We start from the raw sequence: 23,091 nt of genomic DNA, 5'->3' as shown, positions 1-23,091 counted from the left end.
CTGGCCTTATTCGTAGTTCACGGCCAGGATTTCGAAGCTTCGAAGGCCCCCCGGCGTGCTGAGTGAAATCTCGTCGCCTTCGTACTTGCCGATCAATGAACGGGCCATCGGCGAGACGAATGAAATCGCGTCGTCCCGCACCCTGGCCTCGTCCTCGCCCACGATCTGGTAACTGACCTGCCCGCCTCCGTCCAGACTCCTCAGATCCACGGTAACGCCGAAGACGACCCGCCCGTCATGCGGAATCCGGTCCAGGTCGATCACGCGGGCGTGGGCCAGGCGCCCTTCGATATCGCGGATGCGGGCCTCGACCAGTCCCTGCTGCTCCTTGGCCGCGTGATACTCGGCGTTCTCGCGCAGGTCGCCGTGCTCGCGGGCCTCTCCTATGGCGCGCGCCAGGCGCGGACGGTCCTCGTTCCTCAGCCGCTTCAACTCCTCGCGCAGCGCCTGTTCGCCGGCGCGGGTCATCGGAACCTGGGTCATGTGGCCATTGCCTCGTGCAGATCCTGCAGCCGCGATACCGCGCCTGCTCCGTAGTAGTCGATGGCCCGGCAGGCCGCGTCGGCAGCCGCCAGCGTGGTGAAGTAGGTGACGTTGTTGCGAACGGCCTGCTCCCGGATTTCGTGCGATTCCAGGATCGAGGCGCGCCCCTCCGTCGTGTTCACGATCAGGTCCACCTCGCCGTTGCAGATCAGGTCCACGATATGCGGGCGGCCCTCGCGCACCTTGTTGATGCGCCGGCAGGAAACCCCGCGGCGGGCCAGGAAGCTGGCGGTCCCGTGCGTGGCCACCAGGTCGAATCCCTTCAGTTGCAGCATGCGCGCCAGTTCCACCGACTCTTCCTTGTCCGGATCGCGCAGCGACAAAAGGGCCGCGCCGCCCCGCTTGAGGTCCACGCCGGCGCCTTCCTGAGCGCGGGCGTATGCCTCGGCAAAGCTGGTTCCCACGCCCATGACTTCGCCGGTGGATTTCATTTCCGGACCGAGTATCGGGTCCGCGCCGGGGAACCGGGAGAACGGAAAGACCGATTGCTTGACCGAGAAATACGCCGGCCGCGGAGGATCGCCGACCCCCTGTTGGTCGAGGGTGCGCCCCGCCATGACCAGCGCGGCGACCTTGGCGAGCTGTATGCCGACGGCCTTGGAGACGTAGGGCACGCTGCGCGAGGCTCGGGGATTCACCTCCAGGACATAGATGTCGCCGTCCTGGATCGCGAACTGCACGTTCATCAGCCCGCGCACGCCCAGCGCCTCGGCCATAAGCCCGGTCTGGCGCGCCAGCTCCGTCTGCACGTCCTCTCCGGCGGTTGCGGGCGGCAGGCAGCAGGCCGAGTCCCCGGAGTGGACCCCGGCCTGTTCGATGTGCTCCATGATTCCGCCGATCAGGACCCGTTCGCCGTCGTAGATCGCGTCAACGTCGAATTCCACCGCCCGGGGCAGAAACTCGTCCAGCAGCACCGGGCTCTCGTTCGACACGGACACGGCCTCGGCCATGTAGCGCCGCAATTCCTCCTCGCCGTGCATCACGTCCATCGCGCGCCCGCCCAGGACGTAGGAAGGCCTGAGCATCAGCGGGTACTTGAGTTCCCTTGCCATTCGCACCGCCTCGTCCACCGAGCGCGCGGTGCGGTTCTCCGGCTGCCTCAGGCCCAGTTCCCGGAGCAGGTCCTTGAAACGCTCGCGATCCTCGGCCCGGTCGATGGCGTCCGGGGGCGTTCCGATAATCGGGGCGCCGGCGCGGTCCAGGTCCCGCGTGATCCGAAGCGGCGTCTGGCCGCCGTACTGAACGATCACGCCCCGGGGCTCCTCTCGCCGGACGATCTCCATGACGTCCTCGACCGTCAGGGGCTCGAAATACAGCTTGTCGGAGGTGTCGTAGTCGGTGGAAACGGTCTCGGGGTTGCAGTTCACCATGATCGTCTCGTAACCGGCTTCGCGCAGCGCCAGCGCCGCGTGCACGCAGCAATAGTCGAACTCGATGCCCTGCCCGATCCGGTTGGGCCCGCCGCCCAGGATCATGATCTTGGCCCGCTCGGAGGGCTCCGCCTCGCATTCCTCCTCGTAGCTGGAATACATGTAGGCCGTGGACGTGGGAAATTCCGCTGCGCAACTGTCGACGCGCTTGAAGACCGGCCCTATCCCCGCCGCCCGCCGCCGCTCCGTAACCTGCTGCTCGCTCACGCCGAGCAGATGCGCAAGGCGGCTGTCGGCAAAGCCCTTGCGCTTCAGTTGCACGAGCCGGTCTTCGCTCAAGTCCTCCAGTCCGGCGGTCTTCAGTGCCTCTTCCTCGCGCACCAGGTCGGCGATCTGGCCGATGAACCACGGATCGATCCGGCACAGTTCGAAAACTTCCCGCTCGGACATCCCAAGGCGCAGGGCATCGGCCACGTACAGCAGGCGTTCCGCGCCCGCGGTGCGCAGTTCCTCTCCCACCAGCGCCCGCGCATCGGGACTGGAGGAGTCCACGCGTTCGCACAGCCCGTCGATGCCGATCTCCAGGCTCCGCAGGGCCTTCTGCAGCGACTCCTGAAACGTCCTGCCCAGCGACATCGCCTCGCCTACCGACTTCATCTGGGTGGTCAGCCGCGCATCGGCGCGCGGGAACTTCTCGAAGGCGAAACGCGGCGCCTTGGTCACGATGTAGTCGATCGCCGGCTCGAAGGAGGCCGGCGTGCGCCCGGCGGTGATCTCGTTCCTGAGCTCGTCCAGCGTATAGCCGATCGCCAGCTTGGCCGCCACCTTGGCGATGGGGAAGCCGGTGGCCTTGGAAGCCAGGGCCGAGGAGCGCGATACCCGAGGATTCATCTCGATCACCACCATGCGGCCGTCATCGGGATGAATCGCAAACTGCACGTTGGAGCCACCCGTGTCCACGCCGATCTCCCGCAGCACCGCGATCGATGCGTCGCGCATACGCTGATATTCCTTGTCGGTCAGGGTCAGCGCAGGCGCCACGGTAATCGAGTCGCCCGTGTGTATACCCATGGGATCGACGTTCTCGATCGAGCAAACGATGATGCAGTTGTCGCGTCCGTCGCGAACCACCTCCATCTCGAATTCCTTCCAGCCCAGCACCGATTCCTCGACCAGCGCCGAGTGGCTGGGGGACGCGTCCAACGCCCGCGCCATCGCCGATTCGAACTCGGCCGCGTCGCGGGCAATGCCGCCGCCCACGCCACCCAGGGTGAACGAGGGGCGGATGATGGCCGGATAACCGATCTCGCCGATCACCTCCAGCGCCTCGGAAACGCTGCGGACCATCCAGGAGCGGGGCGTTTCCAGGCCAATGGACAGCATCGCGTCGCGAAAGCGCTCGCGATCCTCGGCCTTGTCGATGACGTCGCCGCGGGCCCCTATCAGTTCCACGCCGAACTGCTCGAGAACGCCCAGGCGCTCCAGTTCCAGCGACGTATTCAGGCCAGTCTGTCCGCCCATGGTGGGAAGCAGTGCGTCCGGACGCTCGCGCTCGATCACCGCGGCCAGGGAGCGTGCGTTCACCGGCTCGATATATACCGCGTCGGCGGTTTCCGGGTCGGTCATGATGGTGGCCGGATTCGAGTTGGCCAGAACCACGCGATAACCCTCCTCGCGCAGCGCCTTGCAAGCCTGAACGCCGGAATAGTCGAATTCGCAGGCCTGACCGATCACGATCGGTCCCGCGCCGATGATCAGCACGCTTTCGAGATCGTCCCTGCGAGGCATCGGGTCAAGAGGTCCTGATCAGTCCGGCGAAGCGTTCGAAGGCGTAGCCAAGATCATGCGGGCCCGGGCTGGCCTCGGGGTGGCCCTGAAAGCCGATGGCGGGTCGACTACGGTGCGCCAGGCCCTGCAGGGTTCCATCGAACAGCGAGCGATGGGTGGCCCGCAGACTATGGGGCAGGCTCTCCTCTTCCACGGCAAAGCCGTGGTTCTGGCTGCTGATGGCCACCTCCCCGCTTTCGAGGTCCACAATAGGATGATTGGCCCCGTGATGTCCAAATTTCATCTTCATTGTGCGTGCACCGCAGGCCAGACCCAGGATCTGGTGGCCCAGGCAGATGCCCAGGACGGGCGTTCCCGTGTCCAGAATCTCCTTTACCGCCTCGATCGCGTAGGTGCAGGGCTCGGGGTCGCCGGGTCCGTTTGACAGGAAAATGCCGTCCGGCTTCAGCGAAAGGGCCTCGCTTGCCGGCGCCTCGGCGGGCAGCACGGTCACGCGCCGGGCCAGACGGGCCAGCGAGCGGAGAATGTTCCGCTTGACGCCGTAGTCGTAGGCCACGATCCGGTCGAACCTCCGGCCTTCAGTGCCGCCGGTCCAGGCGATTTCCGGACCTCCGGTGTCCACCGGCCACTCATAGGCCGAGTCGACGCTCACGACTCGGGCCAGGTCCATGCCCACCATGCCCGGTGCGGCGCGGGCCCTGGCCAGCGCCTCGTCGGACCGATCCGAACCGGTGAGGATGCAGCCCTGCTGCGCGCCCTCTTCTCTCAGGATGCGCGTCAGCCGTCGGGTATCGATCCCGGCGATCGCAACCGTGCCTTCGTCACGAAGAAAATCCGTGAACGGCGTGTCCTTGCGCCAATTGCTTTCGACTACCGGCAAATCGCGGATGATCAGACCCGCCGCATAGACACGGTCGGACTCGTAGTCTTCGCAGTTAGCGCCGGTGTTGCCCACGTGGGGCACAGTCAGGGTCACGATCTGCCGGCAATAGGACGGATCGGTGAGGATTTCCTGGTAGCCGGTCATGGCGGTGTTGAACACCACCTCGCCGACGGTCTCTCCATCGGCGCCGATCGACCAGCCACGGAACACGGCCCCGCCCGCCAGGGCTAGCACCGCGGGAGTCACTAGTTCGCGGAAGCCGCCATTACGGAGGACAAATCGTACAGCCCGGGCGGCCGGCCGGCAAGCCAGCGTGCGGCGCGCAGCGCTCCGGCGGCGAATACGCCGCGGCTCAGGCTCTGGTGCCGCAATTCCAGCACTTCCTCGTTGCCGGCCAGCAACACGGAATGATTGCCGGAATAACCCCCTCCGCGCACCGCGCTGAACCCTATGGAGCCCTTCTCCCGTGCACCGGTCTGACCATGGCGCTGGAAAACGGCAACCTCGGAGAACTCCCGTCCGCGCGCCGCGGCGGCCGTCCTGCCGAGTTGCAGCGCCGTCCCCGACGGGGCGTCGGCCTTGCCGCGATGGTGGGTCTCGACGATTTCGAGGTCGTAGTCCTCACCGAGCTGCCCCGCCGCCACCCTGAGCAGTTCATTCAGCACGTACACGCCCAGGCTCATGTTGCTGGCCTGCAGGACGGCGATCCGCCCGGCAACCCTTTCGAGGGCCGCCTGGCCCGCCTCGCCGATTCCGGTCACGCCCTCCACCAGCGCGCAGCCGGCTTCGGCGCAGGCGGATGCGATCTCCGCTGTCACGGCAGCGGAGGAAAAATCGATCGCCACATCGGCGCCGGCAACGCATTCGGCCGGCGAATCCGTGACCTCGACACCGGCGGCGGGAAGGTTGGCGGCCAGCCCGGCGTCCTGACCGATCCAGGCATCGTCGGGCACCGCCAGGGCGCCCGCAAGCTCCAGGTCGCCGGCCGCGGCCACCCGTGTCATCAGTTCGCGACCCATGCGGCCGCTGGCTCCCAGCAGGCTGATCTTCATGATGCGCGCCGCTCGCTTCCCTTGCCCCGCGCCCACTCGAGCCAGCGCGCCCGGCGGGGCTGCTGGCGGTCGCCCTGGCTCTCAAGCTCCCGGGCAAACTCCTTGAGCAGCCGCTTCTGTGCGCCGTTCAGCCCCACGGGCGTTTCGACTTCGATATGGCAGAAGAGGTCCCCCTTGCGTCCGCCGCGGGCCGGCTTGACGCCGCGATTGCGCAGGCGGAAGGTGCGCCCGGATTGGGTGCCGGCGGGGATCTTCAGTTTCACGTTTCCGGTCAGTGTCGGCACTTCCACCTCTCCACCCAGGGCAGCGGTGGTAAAGCTTAATGGAAAGCGGCAGTGCAGATTGGCCCCGTCCCGCTCAAAGAAGGGATGGGGCCGGACGTTCATTTCCACCAGCAGGTCGCCGGCCGGGCCGCCGCGTTTTCCTGCGTTGCCCTTGCCGCGCACGCGGGAACGGTCGCCGGTGTCCACGCCCGGCGGCACCTTGAGCGAAATCTCCTCGCTCTTGCGGACCGCACCGTTGCCGGAGCAGTCCCCGCAGGGATCGGACACGACGCGCCCCTCGCCGCCGCATGCGCCGCAAGTCTGCCGGATGGAAAAGATGCCCTGGCGCACCTGGGTCTGCCCGGCGCCTCCGCAGCGTCCGCAGGTGCTCAACCCGGTCCCGGGCCGGGCCCCGGAGCCGGAACAGGTGGAACAGGCCACGGTGCGCGGAATGGTGATCCGCACATCGGCGCCGAATATGGCCTGGGTAAAGTCCAGGTCGAGCCGGTAGCGCAGGTTGGCGCCGCGGCGGGACTGTTGTGCGCCGCCGCGCCGGCCGCCGAAGACTTCGCCGAAGATGTCGCCGAAGATCGTGTTGAAAGGGTCTGCGGACGCGCCGGCGCCGGCGCCCGCTTCGACGCCTGCATGGCCGAACTGATCGTAGGCGGCGCGCTTTTGCTCGTCGCTCAGGATCTCGTAGGCGCGCTTGGCCTCCTTGAAGCGGTTCGCGGCTTCCTCGCCCTGGTCGGGATTGCGGTCCGGGTGATAGCGCATGGCCAGGCGCCGGAATGCCTTCTTGACATCCGCTTCCGACGCGTTGCGGTCCACGCCGAGGACCTCGTAGTAGTCCCGCTCGGCCATTCAGGTTACTCCCTTCGAGTCCGCCGTCTCTTCGCCTCCTCCGTCCGGGAGACGCATGAATACATCCCTGTAGCTTGCTCCGGCATCCCTGCCTCCAATACTCCCGGACGGAGGAGGCGAAGAGACGGCTACGGTGTGCGTAGCAATCAGGCGGACTTCTTCTGGTCGTCCGGCGTAACGTCCTCGAACTCCGCGTCGGTGACGTCGGCGTCATCGCCGCCGGAGTCCATTTCCGGCTCCGCGCCTGCGGCGCCCTGCTCGGCCTGCGCCTGCTCCTGGTAGACCCGCTGGGCAAGGCCCGCGGCCGCCTCGGACAGCGCCCGGCTCTTGGCTTCGATGACCGACTTGTCGTCGCCCTGCAGCGCCGTCTTCAGGTCGGCCACAGCCGATTCGATGGCCGCCCGCTCGTCCGGCTGCACCTTTTCGCCCAGGTCGGACAGCGCCTTCTCGCTGGAGTGCACCAGCCCGTCGGCCTGGTTGCGCACGTCCACCAGTTCGCGGAACTTGCGGTCCTCCTCGGCATGCATCTCGGCTTCCTGGACCATCTGGTCGATCTCCTTGTCGGACAGCCCGCTGGAGGCCTTGATCACGATCTTCTGCTCGCGACCGGTGGCCTTGTCCTTGGCCGACACGTTCAGGATGCCGTTGGCGTCGATATCGAAGGTCACCTCGATCTGCGGCACGCCGCGCGGCGCCGGCGGAATGTCGGTGAGGTCGAAGCGTCCCAGCGACTTGTTGTCCGCGGCCCGCTGGCGCTCGCCCTGCAGCACGTGGATCGTCACCGCGGACTGGCCGTCCTCGGCGGTCGAGAACACCTGGTTGGCGCGGGTCGGAATCGTCGTGTTCTTGTCGATCAGACGGGTCATGACCTGCCCCAGCGTCTCGATGCCCAGGGACAGCGGGGTCACGTCGAGGAGCAATACGTCCTTGACGCTCCCGGAAAGGACGCCGGCCTGGATGGCGGCGCCCAGCGCCACGGCCTCGTCGGGATTCACGTCCTTGCGCGGATCGCGGCCGAAGAAGTCGCGCACGGCTTCCTGGACCTTGGGCATGCGGATCTGCCCGCCCACCAGGATCACGTCGTTGATGTCGCCCACGGAAAGGCCGGCGTCGGACAGCGCCGTGCGGCAGGGCCCGATCGTGCGGCTGATGAGGTCCTCCACCAGGGCCTCGAGCTTGGCGCGGGTGACCCGGATGTTCATGTGCTTGGGCCCGTCCGCGTCGGCGGTGATGAACGGCAGGTTGATCTCCGTCTGTTGCTGCGTGGACAGTTCGATCTTGGCCTTCTCCGCGGCCTCCTTCAGGCGCTGCATGGCCAGCGGGTCCTTGCGGATGTCCACTCCCTGCTCCTTCTCGAACTCGCCGGCGAGGTAGTCGATCAGCCGGTTGTCGAAGTCCTCTCCGCCCAGGAAAGTGTCGCCGTTGGTGGCCAGCACTTCGAACTGCGTCTCGCCGTCGATCTCGGCAATCTCGATGATCGAGATATCGAAGGTGCCGCCGCCCAGGTCGTATACGGCAATCTTGCGGTCGCCGCGCTGCTGGCCCATGCCGTAGGCCAGCGCGGCCGCGGTAGGCTCGTTGATGATGCGCTTGACCTCGAGCCCGGCGATCTTGCCGGCGTCCTTGGTGGCCTGGCGCTGGGAGTCGTTGAAATAGGCCGGGACCGTGATCACGGCTTCGGTCACGTCCTCACCCAGGAAATCCTCGGCCGTCTTCTTCATCTTCTGGAGAACGCGCGCGGAAATCTCGGGCGGTGCGATCTTGCGCCCCTTGACCTCCACCCAGGCGTCGCCGTTGTCCGATTCCACCAGCTTGTACGGCACCATCTCGGCATCGCGCTGCACGACGCTGTCCTTGAACCTGCGCCCGATCAGACGCTTGATCGCGTACAGCGTGTTGGTGGGATTGGTGATGGCCTGGCGCTTGGCGGACTGGCCCACCAGGACCTGGTCGTCCTTTGCGAAAGCGACGATCGAAGGCGTGGTGCGGTCGCCTTCGGAATTCTCGATCACCTTGCCCTGCTTGCCGTCCATGACGGCCACGCAGGAATTGGTGGTCCCCAGATCGATTCCGATTATCTTGCTCATGCGTGTTTCTCCATGAACTTCAACACATTTGTTACCAATACCCGATATGAGGATTCAGGGCCCGCAATTCAACGGGCGGGGAGCTTTCCCTTCGCGCGGTGATGCACCCTTCCTTCTGGAGCCACTTCGCGACGCTCCTGCCAGGAAGGGTGCATCACCGCGCTTTAGTCGTCTGCGTCGTTCGCCGGCTCCGCAGCCTCGGGGGGGCCGGAACATACCACGACGCGCGCGGCGCGCAGCAGGCTGCCCTGCATGAGATAACCCTTCTGCATGACGGCGATCACGCTGTCGGCAGCCACCGAATCGGACGGCTGCATGCTCACCGCCTCGTGGCGCTCCGGATCGAAGGGCTCGCCCTCGGGGTCCACCGCCTCGACGCCGAACTGCTCCAGCGCCTTCAGTAGCTGGCGGAGCGTGGCCTGCTGCCCTTCCAGGAGGGTTTCCGCGGTGGCGCCGTCGGCGGAACTCAGGCCCAACTCCAGTGCGTCGATGGACGCCAGGAATTCGCGCGCGATCTGCCGCTGACCGCGCCCGTACGCATTGCTGATTTCCCTTTGCGCGCGCCGGCGAACGTTCTCGGCCTCGGCCACCGCCCGTAAATGAGCCTCATGCTGTTCGTTGAGCGCGGCCTTGAGGCCCTCGATCTGCTTCGCGGGATCTTCCGGTTCGGCGGATTCGGCGGCATCGGCGCTGACAGCCGCATCCGCCGTACCTTCGGCTTCCGGCTCTTCGGATTGCTTGCGCTTGCTCATTGGCAGTTTCCCCTTTGCTCGCCCGTGTATTCCATGCGGGGGTACTATGGTGCATTATTCCTCTTTTTCAAGCCGCAACAGCCTGTTGGACTGCCGCCGAACAGAGGTTCCGCAAATGCCGAAAATCCAGTTCCAAAGGGTGGCGATTCTTGCCCGAGACGGGCACGACGCCATCGCGCAGGCGGCCGGCGAACTGGCGGCCCATCTGACCGAACTCGGATGCTCGGCAACGCTCGCGCACGGCCAGGAGAAACCGGCGACTGCGCAGGAGGCCCAGTTGATCATCGCGATGGGTGGGGACGGCGCCATGCTGCGCGCGGCGCAGGTCGCCGTGCAGCGAGACACTCCCCTGCTGGGCGTCAACCTGGGCCGGCTCGGGTTCCTGGCCGACCTGGGTCAGGAACGATTCGAATCGGAACTTTCCGCGCTGCTGGCAGGCCAGTACTTTTCGGAACGCCGCATGCTGCTGAGCGCCCGGCTGACCCGCAGGAAGGGCAAGGCCCTGCGCGCCACGGCGGTCAACGATGTGGTCGCGCATCGCAGCGGCGGCGCCCGGATCCTTGAGCTTTCGACCACGGTGGACGGGCGCCATATCGCCACCCACCGCGGCGACGGGTTCATCGCCGCCACGCCCACCGGCTCCACCGCCTACGCGATGAGTTGCGGGGGGCCCATTGTCGATCCGCGCCTCGATGCCACCGTGCTGGTGCCGATCTGCCCGCACAAACTGGACGACCGTCCGCTGGTGATTCCGGGCGCCGCGAAGCTGGCGCTGGCGATCCCGGCGGACACCGGAATTACCGCGGCCGTGAGTTGCGACGGCGTCGATCTGGGCGTCCTGGAATACGGCCAGACGCTGCACGTGTCCCGCTCCTCGCGCCGGCTCAAGCTGATCCATCCGTCCGACTACAACTATTTCTCGGTGCTTCGCGAGAAGCTCAACTGGGCCAAGGGGCCCGCGACGCAAGACGCCGGCTAGATTCGTGCTGACCCACCTGGCCATCCGCAACCTGGCTGTGGTCGATTCCGCCGAACTGGACATGGAGCCGGGATTCACCGCGCTGACCGGGGAGACCGGCGCGGGAAAGTCCATTCTGGTGGAGGCGCTGTCGCTGGCCACCGGCGAGCGCGCCGACTCGAACCAGGTGCGCACCGGCGAAACGCAGGCGGACGTGACCGCCTGTTTCGAGGTCCCCGAGTCAACGCCGCTGCCTTCCTGGGCCGGCGATTACGACCTCGCCGGCGAGTGCATCATGCGGCGGGTCATCCGCGCCGACGGGCGCTCGCGCGGCTCCCTGAACGGCGTGCCGGTCCCCGCCCGCCGCTTGCGCGAGCTGGGCGCCTGCATCGTGGACATCTCCGGGCAGAAGGCGCACCAGGCATTGCTTCACACCGGGGCGCAACTGCGCATCCTGGACGAGTTCGGAGGGCTGTCCGAATCCGTGGAAGAGTTTTCGGCGCGCTACCAGGAACTGCGCGACGCGGAGCGCGAATGCGACTCCCTGAATCAGCGCGCCGGCGAGCGGGCCGCTCGCCGGGACCTGCTGAACAGCTGGATCGGCGAACTCGAGGCGCTGAATCCCCAGGCGGGCGAAATGGAAGAACTGGACCGCATTCGCATGCGCCTGGCCAACCGGGCGCGCCTGCTCGAAACGGCAGGCGGCGCCCTTGATGCGCTTCGCGAGAGCGAGCACTCCGCCGGCAGTGCGCTGGCGTCCGCCCGCCAGGCGCTCGAGAGCGCGGGCCAATTCGAGCCCGGCCTCAGGGAGGCGGCCCGCCTGCTCAGCGAATCGGAAGTGCTGGTCGATGAAGCGGTGGCCTCCATTCAGAATGTCGGCATGGACCTGGAAGAAGAGGACGGCAATCTTGACGAAGTCCAGCAACGGCGGCAGGCGTTGCTGGCCGTGGCCCGCAAGCACGGCCGCGGCCAGGAGGAACTGCCCGGGCTGGCCGCGGAACTGAAAGACGAGAAGGAAGGCCTGGAATCGCTGGACGAACGGCTTTCGCAGGCGCTCCAGCGCCGCGACGACCTGCGGCGGAAAACGGACGACGGCGCCGCCAGCCTGTCCAAGGCCCGCAGGCGGGCGGCAACGGAGTTTGCCCGCGCGGTATCCGATCGCATGCAGGGCCTGGCGATGGAAGGCGGATCGCTTTCCGTGCGCTTCGGCGAGACCGGCGCTTTGGGACGCAGGGGACGCGACCGGGTGGAATTCCTGGTGGCGCTCAATCCCGGTCAGGCCGCGCGTCCGCTGGCGCGTTGCGCCTCGGGCGGCGAACTGGCCCGGATCGGGCTGGCGATCCAGCTTGCGGCGGTCGGCGCCCGACAGCCGCCGACCATGGTTTTCGATGAAGTGGACTCGGGAATCGGCGGCCGGGTAGCCGAAGTGGTGGGCGCCGGCCTGGCGGAACTCGGCGAGCGCGGCCAGGTGCTCTGCGTGACCCATCTCCCGCAGGTCGCCAGCCAGGCCGGCCGGCAGATCCGGGTGAGCAAGATCGTGCGCGACGGCGGCACGCGAACGGTGTCCGCGCAACTGGCCGAAAGCGAACGGATACGGGAAGTAGCGCGTATGCTTGGGGGTGTGGAGATCACGCCCCGGACCCTGGCCCACGCCGAGGAGATGCTCGCGCGCGGGCGCATCAGGCAGACGCCGGGCGCGGGATCGCATGCGGGCGGGGCGGCGGCAGTCAAGTGACCAGGAACGTACCGCGCAAGAACCTGCAGGCTGTTGGCCTGAAGGTCACCCAGCCCAGGCTCAGCATCTTTCGCGTGCTGGCGCAAAGCAGCGAACGCCACCTGAGCGCCGACGACATCCACCTGAAGCTGGCGGCGGACGACAACGAAATTCCCTTGGCGACGATCTACCGGGTGTTGACACAGTTCGAACAGGCGGGCCTGGTCACGCGGCACAACTTCGAGAGCGGCCATTCCGTGTTCGAGCTCGACTCGGGCGATCACCACGACCACATGATCTGCATCGACACCGGGGAGGTCATTGAATTCGTCAACGAGGACATCGAGCGCCTGCAGGAAGAAGTCGTGCGGTCGGCGGGTTACGAACTGATCGACCACAGCCTGGTCCTGTACGTGCGGAAACGGCACTGACCCGAAACGACCAAAGCGCTTCAATCCCGCCTTCTCTTCGCTTCCTTCTTCCGGGAGACGCATGAATACATCCCTGTAGCTTGCTCCGCCATCCCTGGCTCACAAGCCCCCGAATGCAGGGGGCAAGAACGGGCTACCGCAGAGCCCCGCTGATATACTCCGGCTCCGCGATGAAGCCTTGTATTTATTTGCGCCGTCTGGTGGTGATTGCCGCAGCCGGCGCGCTGCTGGCGGGCTGCGTCTACAAGGTCAACATCTACCAGGGATGGATCACCGATCCCGGCGATATCGACAAGGTGGAAATGGGGATGACCCGCGAGCAGGTCGCCTATCTGCTGGGCACACCGACGGTGCGCGACCCGTTTCACGCCGATCGCTGGGACTACGTGTTCACGCCCGGGACCCTGGAAGGCGAGCGCCGCATCGTCATGATCGAATTCTCGGACGAAGGTGTAAGCTCGATCGAAATCACGCCCCTGCCCGCCGGCTAGCGCCCAGGCGTCGCGCCTCCATCGGGTCGTTTTCAAGCGGCCGATAGACCTCCAGCCGGTCGCCGTGCTGCAGCCGGTAATCGTCGGCCACCGCCGCGCCGAACACGCCGAGCGGACAGCTCGCGGCTTCGATTTCCGGGAAAAGCGCGTCGATGCAGGAAAGCACGACCGCGCGCCGCGCCGTCGAACCGGCGGGCACGCGCAGCGTCAGGACGCGCTGTGCGCCCGGAAGGGCGTAGCTCACTTCGATGGCGATTTCGTCAGCCATGACGGGAGGCGTTCTCCCTCGCGCGCCTGAGAAAGTCCTGGACCAGGCGGTCGCACAAGGCCTCGAAGCTCGGCCGCAGCAACAGGTCCTGGGCCCGGCTGGAAAACTCGAACTCGATCCGCAGCGATACCCTGCAGCCCGAGCCGGCCGGTTCGAACCGCCACTCCCCGCGCAAATAACGAAAAGGCCCTTCGCTCAGGTTCATGACCAGCCGGCGCGGCCGTTCCATCCGGTTCAGCGTGGTCAGGCGCTGCTTGAACACACCGCCCTTGAGGTCCAGGCTGGCCAGCGCCTCGCGCTCGTCCTGACGATGAATCTCGGCGCCGGCGCAGCCGCGAAGAAAACGCGGGTAGTCCTCCACCGCGGCCACGAGATCGAAAACAGTCTCGGGCGAACCCGGCGTCAGGGCCTCTCGCGATATTTCACGCATTCGTTTTATGATGCCGCCTGCGCGCTGATGCGACAATATGAGCCTGACACGGCACTCGTGCACTGGCCGGGGCGCCCTTTGCGCCCTGCGACACCGAATCCGAAGACATGGCGCGCAAACCACAACCGGGACGAATCGCGGCAAATCGCCGCGCCTACCGTAACTTCGAGATCCTCGAGGAACTCGACGCCGGTCTTGCGCTGCTCGGCTGGGAGGTCAAGGCCCTGCGCGCCAACCGCGCCAGCCTGGCGGAAGCCTTCGTGGCCATCCGCGATCGCGAAGCCTGGCTGACCGGCGCCAACTTCGCGCCGCTGCCGCACGCCAGCGCCCACCCGCCCCCGGTGCCCGACCGCAGCCGCAAGCTGCTCCTGCACCGCAACCAGATCGACCGGCTGGCCGGAAAGGTGCAGCAGCGAGGGCTCACCCTGATTCCGCTGGCCTTGTACTGGAGCGGATCGAAGGTAAAGCTGCGCATCGGACTGGGAAGGGGGCGCAAGCAGTACGACAAGCGCCGGCTGGACCAGGAACGCGACTGGCAGCGAGAAAAACAGCGACTTGCCCGGCACAGGGCTCAGGGCCGCTCCTGAGCCGGGGATGCGCGGCACCCAATTTTGATAGCATACTTCGCGGTCGGGTTCCGGCGGGGGTTGGAAAACTGAATTCAGGGCGTCGCAAGTTGTTCCTTGCTCCGGTCGCGGGCGTCGCGGCGCTGGTCGCGCTTGCCTGCCCGGCGGCTGCGCAGGACTCCGGCCGGGACAGCCTGGACGCCGGTTGGTATATCGGGGCCGGCCTCGGAGCCGGTCGGGGCTCCACGCTGGATCAGGAGGGCTGGAACCGGGAGAGCTTCTGTTATCCCGACGCCGCCTGCTTCGATCAGGACCCGGTCCCCCTGGCGCCCGGATACCGCTGGCAATACGACGTCGGTCTGGACGGCGGCGCCGCCTTCGAGCTTTCCGCCGGGCGCTTTTTCGGCCGGACCCGCCTGGAGCTGGCTCTGGCGCAACAGAGGCACGACACGAGCCAGATGTTCCGGGACATCACCTACTACGACGGGACCGCCATCCGGCCGCGACCCGGCGGCACGGTCGAGGCCAACGGACGCGCCACGATCGACCACCTGCGCGTGCGCTCCGTCTCGCTGGATGCGTATTACGACTTCCCCGGCGCATGGGGCGCGATCACACCATACGCGGGAGCGGGCCTGGGAATGGCGTCGGTGGAGTTCGCCGACGTCTTTTACGCCAGCGATTACCAGGACACCTCGGGCGGCGGCGAGACGTACGATCCGCCGCTTTCGTTCTACAACAGCGCCCAGAACAATGATCTGAACGACACGGTCGTGGTCTGGCGCCTGCACGCCGGGGCCGACTACAACCCGGGAGGCAAGGTGCGCGTGGGCCTGAAACTGACCTGGTCGGCCACCGGCGACTTCGAGGACATGGGCGATTACGAATACCACCCCATGCACCAACTGGATCCCGACCTGACCAACACCAATACCTTCAGCGGAACGCGCAGCTGGACGCTCATGCTGACGGTCAAGCGCCTGATCGGCAACTGATCGCGGCGCCCGACGAGCAAGCCCAATGGAAACTGAACGAGCCGGCTGCGCCCCCCACTCAACCGGAGCTGCATGATGGCCGATACGCCCGAATCCGTCGCCAACGTTCGCTACGAGCCGAACGACAAGCTGCCGAAACCGCTGTCCTTCGGGCTCGGCCTGCAGTTCGCGGTGCTTTGTATTGCCGGCATCGTCCTGACGCCGGCGATCGTGATCCGGGCCGCGGGCGGCGGGGAGTCCTATCTCTCCTGGGCGGTCTTCGCCGCCGTTGCCGTCAGCGGCGTCACGACCATCCTTCAGGCCGTCCGGGTCGGACGCTTCGGATCCGGCTACGTGCTGGTCATGGGCACTTCGGCGACCTTCATCGCGGTCTGCATCGCCGCCATTTCCAAGGGTGGACCCGCCATGCTGGGCACGCTGGTCATCATTGCCTCCCTGTTCCAGTTCCTGCTGTCCGGGCGGCTTTCGTTGCTGCGCCGGGTGCTGACCCCGACCGTATCGGGCACCGTGATCATGCTGATTGCCGTGACCGTGATGCCGGTGGCCTTCGACATGCTGAAGGACCTCCCCGAGGGCGCGCCGTCCTTCGCCACCCCGCTCACCGTCGTCATGACCCTCGTGATCATCGTGGCAATCGCGCTCAGGGGAAACGCCGTGCTGCGCCTGTGGGCGCCGTTGATCGGCGTTGTGGCGGGATCGATTCTGGCAGGCTTCTACGGCCTCTACAACACGCAACTGGTTGCGGAAGCCGGCTGGATCGGGCTTCCCGCCGGGAGCTGGCCGGGGCTGAATCTCGACTTCGGCCCGGTGTTCTGGAGCCTGCTTCCGGCCTTCATCTTCGCCACCCTGGTGGGCGCCATCGAGACCATAGGCGACGGTCTCGCGATTCAGCGCGTTTCCTGGCGCAAACCGCGCGCGCCCGATTTCCGGGCGGTCCAGGGCGCGGTGGCGGCCGACGGCGTCGGCAACCTGTTGTCGGGCCTCGCCGGCACGGTACCCAACACGACCTACTCCACCAGTGTTTCGGTGACCGAGCTGACCGGCGTCGGGGCGCGCAGGGTCGGAATCGCGGTGGGAGCGATCTTCCTGGCGGTCGCATTTCTGCCCAAGGCGCTTGCGATGATCCTGGCCATACCCGGACCGGTGGTGGCGGCCTACGTCATCGTGCTCATGGCGATGCTGTTCATGGTCGGGATAAAACTGGTGATCCAGGACGGCATGAACGCCCGCAACGGCCTGATCTGCGGCGTGTCCTTCTGGATCGGCACCGGATTCCAGGCCGGCGTCATATTCCCGGAGTTCTTCTCGGAGTTTGCCGGCGGGATGATGGAGAACGGCATGACGGCCGGCGGACTCACGGCGGTGCTCATGACCCTCTTCCTCGAACTCACGGCGCCGCGCCGCCGAAGGCTCGAGGCGGAGTTCGCAGTGTCCGCCCTGCCCCGGATCCAGGAATTTCTGGAGTCGTTCACAAGGCGCAGCGGCTGGTCCGACGCGATGGCCGGCCGGCTTCAGGCCGCGAGCGAGGAGACCCTCCTGACCCTGCTCGATCACCAGGACGACGATAACCAGGCAAAACGGCGGCTATTGCTGGTAGCGCACAAGGAAGGCGACGGCGCGGTGCTGGAACTCATCGCGGCGCCCGGCGAAGGCAACGTGGAGGACCGGATGGCCCTGCTGGTGGAACAGAGCTCCAGCCAGGCGCCGGAACATGAAGTCTCGCTGCGGTTGCTGCGCGGCCTGGCCTCGTCCGTGCACCACCAGCAATACCACGACACGGACATCGTGACCGTGCGCGTGGACGCGCCAAGAGCCGCAGCGGGAGCCGCCGGATGAGCTTCCTGGCCCTCTTGAAGCGCTATATCGGCCCCGTACTCATCGTGGCGGGAGGCTTCCTGCTGGCGATCGTCATCATTGCAACGGGGCCCAGGCCGGACCGTCAGGCGCGGCCGCCGGACGCCCCCTCGGTTCAGACCGTGGAGGCGGTCAAGAGAACCGCGCAACTGACCGTCACGGCGCACGGAACCGTTGTTCCCAAGACCGAGAGCAACCTGGTCGCGGAAGTCTCAGGAAGGGTCGTCGCGGTATCGCCGTCCATGGTCTCCGGGGGCTTTTTCTCAAAGGGCGACGTGCTGATCGAAATCGAGCGGATCGACTACGAAGCCGCCCTGGAACAGGCGCGGGCCGCGCTCGCCTCCGCCGAAAGCGAACTCGCCAACGCCGAACTCACCTTCAATCGGGCGGAGGAACTGGCGGCCACCCAGTCGGTCAGCCAGGCGGATCTCGACATGGCCCTGAACCAGCTCAATGTGGCCCGCGCGGCCTTACGCCAGGCGTCGGCCGCCCTTGCGCAGGCCGAACGCGATCTGGAACGGACCCGCGTGACCGCGCCATATGACGGGCGCGTGCGCTCCGAGAGCGTGGATACCGGGCAGTTCGTATCGCGCGGCGAGTCCATCGCCACCCTATACTCCACCGATTACGCCGAGGTGCGCCTGCCGGTCAAGGACCAGGACCTCGCCTTTCTGCCCTTTTCCCTCGCGCGCACCGATCCGCCGTCCGCCGTGAAGACCAGGGCGATATTGCGCGCAGAATTCGCCGGCGGCATGCATGCCTGGGAGGCCGACGTGGTCCGGACCGAGGGCGAACTGGACCCCTTGAGCCGGGTCGTCAACGTAATCGCGCAGGTGGCCGATCCATATGAACCGGAAGAAGGCGCGCCGCCACTGACCATCGGGTTGTTCGTGGAAGCCGACATCGTGGGCAAGCACGTTGAAGACGTCCTCGTGGTACCCGGCACGGCGCTGCAGGCCGGAAACCGGCTCTACGTCGTGGACACGAACAACCGGCTTTCCTTTCGTGACGCGGAAGTAGTGCGTCTGACCGCGGAAACCGCCTACCTTCGGGTTGACGTCTCGGACGGGGAGCGGATCTGCGTAACGGCCCTGGACGACGCCATCGAGGGTCAGAGCGTTCGCCCGGTGCCCGCTCCGCCCGTTCCCGCCACACCCGGATGAAGGCGATGATCGCCTGGTTCGCCACCAACAGTGTGGCGGCCAACCTCCTGATGGGATTTGCCGTTCTGGCCGGTCTTGCGTCGCTCGGCCAGATACCGGTCAAGCTCTATCCCGACTTCGACCTGCCGGTCATTACCGTCACCGTCCCGTACCTGGGGGCCGCGCCCGAGGAAGTGGAGTCCGGAATCTGCACCCGGATCGAGGAGCAGATCGAAGGAATCAACGGCATCAAGGAAGTGCGCTCGACCGCGATGGAGGGTCGCTGCAACGTCGTGGTGGAGCTCTTCCACGACGCCGACCGGTTCCTGGTGCTGGACGACGTCGATGCGCAGATCAACGCTATCGACACGTTTCCGCAGGAAGCGGAAAAGCCGATCATTCAGCTCGTCACGCCGTCGAGCGTGGTCATGGAAATTGCCGTTACCGGCCCTGCCGACGAACGCGCGCTCAAGGAAATGGCCCGCCGCGTGCGCGACGACATCCTGAGACTTGACGGCGTCACGCATGCCGAAGTCACCAATGCGCGGCCGTACGAGATTTCCGTCGAGGTCTCGGAACTGTCGCTGTCGCGCAACAACCTGACCTTCGACGACGTCGCCAACGCGCTGCGCCAACGTTCGCTGGACCTGCCGGGCGGCACCGTGAAGACCCGCGAAGGCGAAGTGCTGCTGCGAACCAGCGGCCAGGCCTATTGGGGCCGTGAAATTGAGAACCTGCTCGTGACCACCCGCAACGACGGCACCCGGGTGCTCGTGAAGGATGTCGCCCGGGTCGTGGACGGCTTCGAAGACACCAGCCAGAGCCTCACGTTCAACGACAGGCCGGCCGCACTGGTCCAGGTCAGCAGAATGGGCGAGCAGGACATTCGCCTGATCACCGAGACCGTCAAGGACTTTGTCGCCCGGTCCTCCTCCCGGTATCCCGAAGGGGTGCAGGTGCAGGTATGGAAAGACGAATCGAAACTCGTGACCGGCCGCCTCGGGGCCCTGGTGGACAGCGGCGTCCAGGGCCTTCTGCTGGTGTTGCTCCTGCTGGCCCTTTTCCTTCGCCCGCACCTCGCGCTGTGGGTGGCGGCAGGCATCCCCATCGCCTTCCTCGGCGCCCTGTTCCTCATGTATTCGCTCGGCTTTTCGATCGACTCCATCTCGGTGATCGGCTTCATCCTCGCTCTGGGCATGCTGGTGGACGATGCCGTCGTGGTCGGAGAAAGCACCTATGTCGCGCACCGGCGGGGAGCCGGCCAGCTTGCCGGAGCGATTCAGGGAACGCAGCAGGTCATGGTTCCGGTCACGTTCGGCGTTCTGACCACCGTGGCGGCATTCATGCCGCTGTTGTTCTCCGTCGGCAGGCTCGGGCAGATATTCAGCGTGATCTCCGGCACCGTCATCTGCTGCCTCGCCTTCTCCCTGATCGAATGCCAGATGGTCCTGCCGGCGCATCTCGGACACCGCCGGACACGGATGCCGCTGGGCGAGTTCGGGATGACCGTCCTGGCGGCCGTCGTGATCGGGGCGTTTGCAATCACACCCGATCCGCGTACCGCCGTCGGCGTCGCCATCGGCGGCGTGTCGCTGGTTTACGCGGCTCACATAACCGGTGCTCTCGGCCGGCTGGGGGCCCGTTTCGCGCGCGTGCAGGTCATGTTCGAATCGGCGCTGGAGGCGCTTGTCCAGGGTCGTTTCCGCGAACTGGCCCGCGCCGCATACCGGAACCGTGTCCTGACGCTGGCCATTTCGCTGGCTGCCCTGATCGTCTCGATCAGCATCGTTCTCAGCGGGCACCTGCCGTTCACGTTCTTCACCCCGATACAGGGAGACACGGTCACCGCCCGCTTGCGGATGCCGCTGGGAACCAGCGAGGCGACGACGCAGGGGATCATCGAGCAACTCGCCGATTCCGCCCGGGACTTGAGGGAGCAACTGGCCGAGGACCAGGAAAAGCCGATCGTGCTGCACATTGTGGAAGCCATGGGCGGGCACCCTTCCACGGCGCAGCCCGGCAGCGCCATTCCGGCGCCGTCCGGAGCACACCTCGGCGAAGTCACGATACAACTGAATCCGAGCGAGGAGCGCGACATCCGGACCGAGGAAGTGGGCAGGATGTGGCGCGAGGCCGCGGGTTCCTCTGCCGCCTCGGACCAGCTCAGCTTCATTACGGAGCGGATCGAGAGAGATCCGGAAATATGGATCCGGTTCGCGGGCGAGAACATCGGCGACCTGAGACGCATCGCCGACGAGTTTCGCGGCGAGCTGCTTCAGTACCCGGGCGTGTTCGGCATCGCCGATTCGTTGCGCGACGGCAAGGCCGAACTGGAGCTCTCGGTCACTCCGGCCGGCGAAGCCCTGGGGATAACCCTGGCCGATCTGGGCCGCCAGGTAAGGCAGGCGTTCTACGGCGAAGAGGCCCAGCGGATACAGCGTGGCCGGGACGACGTCCGCCTGATGGTGCGTTACCCCGAAGAGCAAAGGCGCTCGCTGGATTCGCTTTTCTCGCTGAGGGTCCGGACGCCCGAGGGCGGGGAAGTTCCTTTCGCAACGGTGGCCGAAGTGAGCGGCGGGCGGGGACTGGCGGAGATCCAGCGAACCAACGGGTCGCGCACCGTGGACGTATCGGCCGAAGTGGATCCCCGGCTCACATCCGCGGAAGCCGTCATGGCCGAGCTGAACGCCGGGTTCCTGAGCCAGGTCCTGCGCCGCTACGACGGCGTTTCATTCACCGTCGAAAGCGCCCGCGAGCAGCAGGAAACGGTCGCCACGGTCGGACCGCTGTTTCTCCTGGCCCTGTTCGCGATATTCGCGCTGCTGGCCCTGCCCCTGCGTTCCTATTCGCAGCCGTTGATCATCATGGCGGTGCTGCCGTTCGCTTTCGTGGGGGCGGTATGGGGACACGTGATTCTGAAACTGTTCGGGCCCGTCGTGGGTCTTTCGATGGCTTCGGTTTTCGGGATCGTGGCCGCCTCCGGCGTGGTCGTGAACTCGACGCTGGTCCTGATTCACGGTGTCAACCGTTTCCGGGCCGCCGGCGACGGTATGGAGGACGCCCTGCTGAACGCCGCCGTTTCCCGGTTCCGTCCGATACTGATTACCACGGTCACCACTTTTGCCGGCGTTGCGCCCCTTATGCTGAGCAACAGCGTTCCGGCTCAGCCGCTCGTGCCGATGGCTGCCTCGCTGGCCTTCGGCGTCGTGTTTTCCTCGGTCGCCGCGCTGCTGTTCGTCCCGGCCCTGTGGCTGGTCCTGCTGGACATTTCCGGCGGCACCCGGCGCGTCACGGACAGGGTTGTGGCCGGCGTGATCGGCGCTTCGCCACGACTGTCCCAATGGATGGCGCGCTATCCCTACGTGCAGGAAAGCCTGAGAGCGCAGGAATTCACCGACCTCCAGTTGCCGGAAGACCTCGACCTGGATCCGGAGATGGAGAAGATCGCACGCCAGGGCCTGGTGCGCGTGTACTACCAGCGCGAGTTCGACATCGGGGAAATGCGCGCGCAGCTCGGCGACGTCGCCGCCAGGGCGCCGAACGTCAGCGATGCCGTCAGCGAGGCCCGAACCTGGGCGGAAGAGCGCACCTTCCAGCTCGGCGCCCACATTGCCGGCGGGACGATGGCACCCGTGGAAGCCGCCGGACCGCTGACCGACATCCTGGAGACCTGCCTTGCGTCGCTGTTGCCCGCGGCCAGGTCCGAATTCACCACGCAGCACGGCGAAATTTCCGGCAGCCGCATAGCGCTGGTGGCGCTGGGCCCCGCGGGCCGGCGCGAGTTCGTGGCCGGCGGCCCGCTGGAACTGCTGTTCGTCTGCGACCGGGAAGACCGGGCATCGACCACCGCAACACTCAATCCCACTGCCTGGCACGCACAGTTCGTGCAGTTCTTCACGCGGCTGATTCGTGAATTCTCCGCCGAAGGCATCCTGCTCAGGCCTGTGCCCCCCTACGCCCTGCAAAGCGCAGGTCGCGAAACATTCGCCCCGACACTGGCAGCCGCCGGCCGGCACTTCGACGAATCCGCGGATTCGGCCGATCTGCGCATGCTGGTCCACGCACGTGTCTTCGAGGCCGAAGGCGACCTCGGCGACCGGTTCGAGACGTTCCGGCGTTCGGTGCTGACACGCTCACATGACGCCGGCGCCATCGCCGCCGACATCGCCGCGGTCCGCAGCAGCCTGGCGCAACGGCACAAGGACAGCGATACCTGGGAGATACGGCGCCGAACGGGCGGCCTGGCCGAACTGGAGCTGGCGGCCGAATTCCTGCAGCTCATGCATGCCCGCCATACCCCCGAAGTGCTGGTGCGTGGCCTTATTCCGACATTCGAAGCTGCAGGCAAGCATGAGCTTATCGACGCGCGAGCCGCATCCGGGCTGGTCGAGGCCGCCACGCTATGGCAAAACCTGGAAGGGTTTTTCCAGATGACCAGCGGCGAAGCTTTCGATCCCGAATCCGCCTCCGACGATCAGAAGGCCAGGATCGCGGACCTATGCGGCGTCGGCCATTTTGACGAACTGGGCGATCTGATCGCGGAAACCGCCCTCGTAAGCGCCCGTATCCTGGATCGGACATTCGCCGGGTAAGGCGTGGCGCGCCGCCAATGCCGGCAATTGAAAGCTGTTGGTCGCCCATAT

18 protein-coding genes are annotated in these 23,091 nt (G+C 66.4%); 9 read left to right on the top strand and 9 right to left on the bottom strand.

Annotated features, from left to right (window positions below; all coding sequences use genetic code 11):
• Positions 1-6 precede the first annotated feature (6 nt).
• From greA to F4036_00730, 7 genes are all read right to left on the bottom strand, one after another.
• Complete coding sequence (greA, locus tag F4036_00760) at positions 7-483, bottom strand: transcription elongation factor GreA (GenBank protein MYK36273.1); 477 nt, start codon at positions 481-483, stop codon at positions 7-9.
• A complete protein-coding gene (gene carB / locus F4036_00755) occupies positions 480-3,701 on the bottom strand; it encodes a carbamoyl-phosphate synthase large subunit (protein MYK36272.1) in 3,222 nt (1,073 codons plus the stop codon). The genes greA and carB overlap by 4 nt, the downstream gene beginning before the upstream one ends.
• A gap of 4 nt (positions 3,702-3,705) precedes the next feature.
• Positions 3,706-4,830, bottom strand: coding sequence for a glutamine-hydrolyzing carbamoyl-phosphate synthase small subunit (carA, locus tag F4036_00750; GenBank protein MYK36271.1), 1,125 nt, complete (start codon positions 4,828-4,830; stop codon positions 3,706-3,708).
• Positions 4,830-5,636 carry a 4-hydroxy-tetrahydrodipicolinate reductase gene (locus tag F4036_00745; protein ID MYK36270.1) on the bottom strand — a complete coding sequence of 269 codons (807 nt, stop codon included), beginning with the start codon at positions 5,634-5,636 and terminating at the stop codon, positions 4,830-4,832. Before F4036_00745 ends, carA begins: the two co-directional genes overlap by 1 nt.
• Complete coding sequence (gene dnaJ / locus F4036_00740; protein ID MYK36269.1) at positions 5,633-6,760, bottom strand: molecular chaperone DnaJ; 1,128 nt, start codon at positions 6,758-6,760, stop codon at positions 5,633-5,635. Before dnaJ ends, F4036_00745 begins: the two co-directional genes overlap by 4 nt.
• Positions 6,761-6,906: 146 nt before the next feature.
• Positions 6,907-8,847: a molecular chaperone DnaK gene (dnaK, locus tag F4036_00735; protein MYK36268.1), complete on the bottom strand. Its 1,941-nt coding sequence runs from the start codon at positions 8,845-8,847 to the stop codon at positions 6,907-6,909.
• Positions 8,848-9,011: 164 nt separating this feature from the next.
• Positions 9,012-9,599 (bottom strand): nucleotide exchange factor GrpE, encoded by a 588-nt coding sequence (locus tag F4036_00730; protein MYK36267.1) that lies wholly within the window; start codon positions 9,597-9,599, stop codon positions 9,012-9,014.
• A gap of 46 nt (positions 9,600-9,645) precedes the next feature.
• Here F4036_00730 and F4036_00725 point away from each other — a divergent pair, with 46 nt between their 5' ends.
• The 4 genes from F4036_00725 (at position 9,646) to F4036_00710 (ending at position 13,193) form a co-directional block, all read left to right on the top strand.
• Positions 9,646-10,578, top strand: coding sequence for an NAD(+) kinase (locus F4036_00725; GenBank protein ID MYK36266.1), 933 nt, complete (start codon positions 9,646-9,648; stop codon positions 10,576-10,578).
• Positions 10,496-12,292 (top strand): DNA repair protein RecN, encoded by a 1,797-nt coding sequence (gene recN / locus F4036_00720; protein MYK36265.1) that lies wholly within the window; start codon positions 10,496-10,498, stop codon positions 12,290-12,292. The genes F4036_00725 and recN overlap by 83 nt, the downstream gene beginning before the upstream one ends.
• Positions 12,289-12,702: a ferric iron uptake transcriptional regulator gene (gene fur / locus F4036_00715; protein MYK36264.1), complete on the top strand. Its 414-nt coding sequence runs from the start codon at positions 12,289-12,291 to the stop codon at positions 12,700-12,702. Before recN ends, fur begins: the two co-directional genes overlap by 4 nt.
• Positions 12,703-12,815: 113 nt before the next feature.
• Positions 12,816-13,193 (top strand): outer membrane protein assembly factor BamE, encoded by a 378-nt coding sequence (locus F4036_00710; protein MYK36263.1) that lies wholly within the window; start codon positions 12,816-12,818, stop codon positions 13,191-13,193.
• On the opposite strand, the gene F4036_00705 is transcribed toward F4036_00710, so the two are convergent.
• Both F4036_00705 and F4036_00700 read right to left on the bottom strand, forming a co-directional pair.
• A complete protein-coding gene (locus F4036_00705) occupies positions 13,171-13,461 on the bottom strand; it encodes an RnfH family protein (protein MYK36262.1) in 291 nt (96 codons plus the stop codon). The genes F4036_00710 and F4036_00705 overlap by 23 nt on opposite strands.
• Positions 13,454-13,891 (bottom strand): type II toxin-antitoxin system RatA family toxin, encoded by a 438-nt coding sequence (locus F4036_00700; protein ID MYK36261.1) that lies wholly within the window; start codon positions 13,889-13,891, stop codon positions 13,454-13,456. The genes F4036_00705 and F4036_00700 overlap by 8 nt, the downstream gene beginning before the upstream one ends.
• Before the next feature lie 107 nt (positions 13,892-13,998).
• Here F4036_00700 and smpB point away from each other — a divergent pair, with 107 nt between their 5' ends.
• The 5 genes from smpB (at position 13,999) to F4036_00675 (ending at position 23,040) form a co-directional block, all read left to right on the top strand.
• On the top strand, positions 13,999-14,478 hold the full coding sequence (smpB, locus tag F4036_00695; protein MYK36260.1) for an SsrA-binding protein SmpB: 480 nt from the start codon (positions 13,999-14,001) through the stop codon (positions 14,476-14,478).
• Positions 14,346-15,452, top strand: coding sequence for an outer membrane beta-barrel protein (locus F4036_00690; GenBank protein ID MYK36259.1), 1,107 nt, complete (start codon positions 14,346-14,348; stop codon positions 15,450-15,452). Before smpB ends, F4036_00690 begins: the two co-directional genes overlap by 133 nt.
• 72 nt (positions 15,453-15,524) lie before the next feature.
• Positions 15,525-17,288: a hypothetical protein gene (locus F4036_00685; protein ID MYK36258.1), complete on the top strand. Its 1,764-nt coding sequence runs from the start codon at positions 15,525-15,527 to the stop codon at positions 17,286-17,288.
• Positions 17,285-18,469, top strand: coding sequence for an efflux RND transporter periplasmic adaptor subunit (locus tag F4036_00680; protein MYK36257.1), 1,185 nt, complete (start codon positions 17,285-17,287; stop codon positions 18,467-18,469). Before F4036_00685 ends, F4036_00680 begins: the two co-directional genes overlap by 4 nt.
• A complete protein-coding gene (locus F4036_00675) occupies positions 18,466-23,040 on the top strand; it encodes a hypothetical protein (GenBank protein MYK36256.1) in 4,575 nt (1,524 codons plus the stop codon). The genes F4036_00680 and F4036_00675 overlap by 4 nt, the downstream gene beginning before the upstream one ends.
• The last annotated feature ends 51 nt before the right edge of the window (positions 23,041-23,091 follow it).

Source organism: Gammaproteobacteria bacterium, assembly GCA_009845905.1.
Taxonomy (GTDB): Bacteria; Pseudomonadota; Gammaproteobacteria; order Steroidobacterales; family Foliamicaceae; genus Foliamicus.
This window is presented reverse-complemented; position numbering and strand designations above follow the sequence as displayed.

Excerpts from the sequence above, each read along its gene's own strand:
- greA (MYK36273.1), bottom strand. The coding sequence starts at position 483 with ATGACCCAGGTTCCGATGACCCGCGCCGGCGAACAGGCGCTGCGCGAG.
- carB (MYK36272.1), bottom strand. The coding sequence starts at position 3,701 with ATGCCTCGCAGGGACGATCTCGAAAGCGTGCTGATCATCGGCGCGGGA.
- F4036_00745 (MYK36270.1), bottom strand. The coding sequence starts at position 5,636 with ATGAAGATCAGCCTGCTGGGAGCCAGCGGCCGCATGGGTCGCGAACTG.
- dnaJ (MYK36269.1), bottom strand. The coding sequence starts at position 6,760 with ATGGCCGAGCGGGACTACTACGAGGTCCTCGGCGTGGACCGCAACGCG.
- dnaK (MYK36268.1), bottom strand. The coding sequence starts at position 8,847 with ATGAGCAAGATAATCGGAATCGATCTGGGGACCACCAATTCCTGCGTG.
- F4036_00730 (MYK36267.1), bottom strand. The coding sequence starts at position 9,599 with ATGAGCAAGCGCAAGCAATCCGAAGAGCCGGAAGCCGAAGGTACGGCG.
- F4036_00725 (MYK36266.1), top strand. The coding sequence starts at position 9,646 with ATGGTGCATTATTCCTCTTTTTCAAGCCGCAACAGCCTGTTGGACTGC.
- F4036_00710 (MYK36263.1), top strand. The coding sequence starts at position 12,816 with ATGCAGGGGGCAAGAACGGGCTACCGCAGAGCCCCGCTGATATACTCC.
- F4036_00705 (MYK36262.1), bottom strand. The coding sequence starts at position 13,461 with ATGGCTGACGAAATCGCCATCGAAGTGAGCTACGCCCTTCCGGGCGCA.
- F4036_00700 (MYK36261.1), bottom strand. The coding sequence starts at position 13,891 with ATGCGTGAAATATCGCGAGAGGCCCTGACGCCGGGTTCGCCCGAGACT.
- smpB (MYK36260.1), top strand. The coding sequence starts at position 13,999 with ATGGCGCGCAAACCACAACCGGGACGAATCGCGGCAAATCGCCGCGCC.
- F4036_00685 (MYK36258.1), top strand. The coding sequence starts at position 15,525 with ATGATGGCCGATACGCCCGAATCCGTCGCCAACGTTCGCTACGAGCCG.
- F4036_00680 (MYK36257.1), top strand. The coding sequence starts at position 17,285 with ATGAGCTTCCTGGCCCTCTTGAAGCGCTATATCGGCCCCGTACTCATC.
- F4036_00675 (MYK36256.1), top strand. The coding sequence starts at position 18,466 with ATGAAGGCGATGATCGCCTGGTTCGCCACCAACAGTGTGGCGGCCAAC.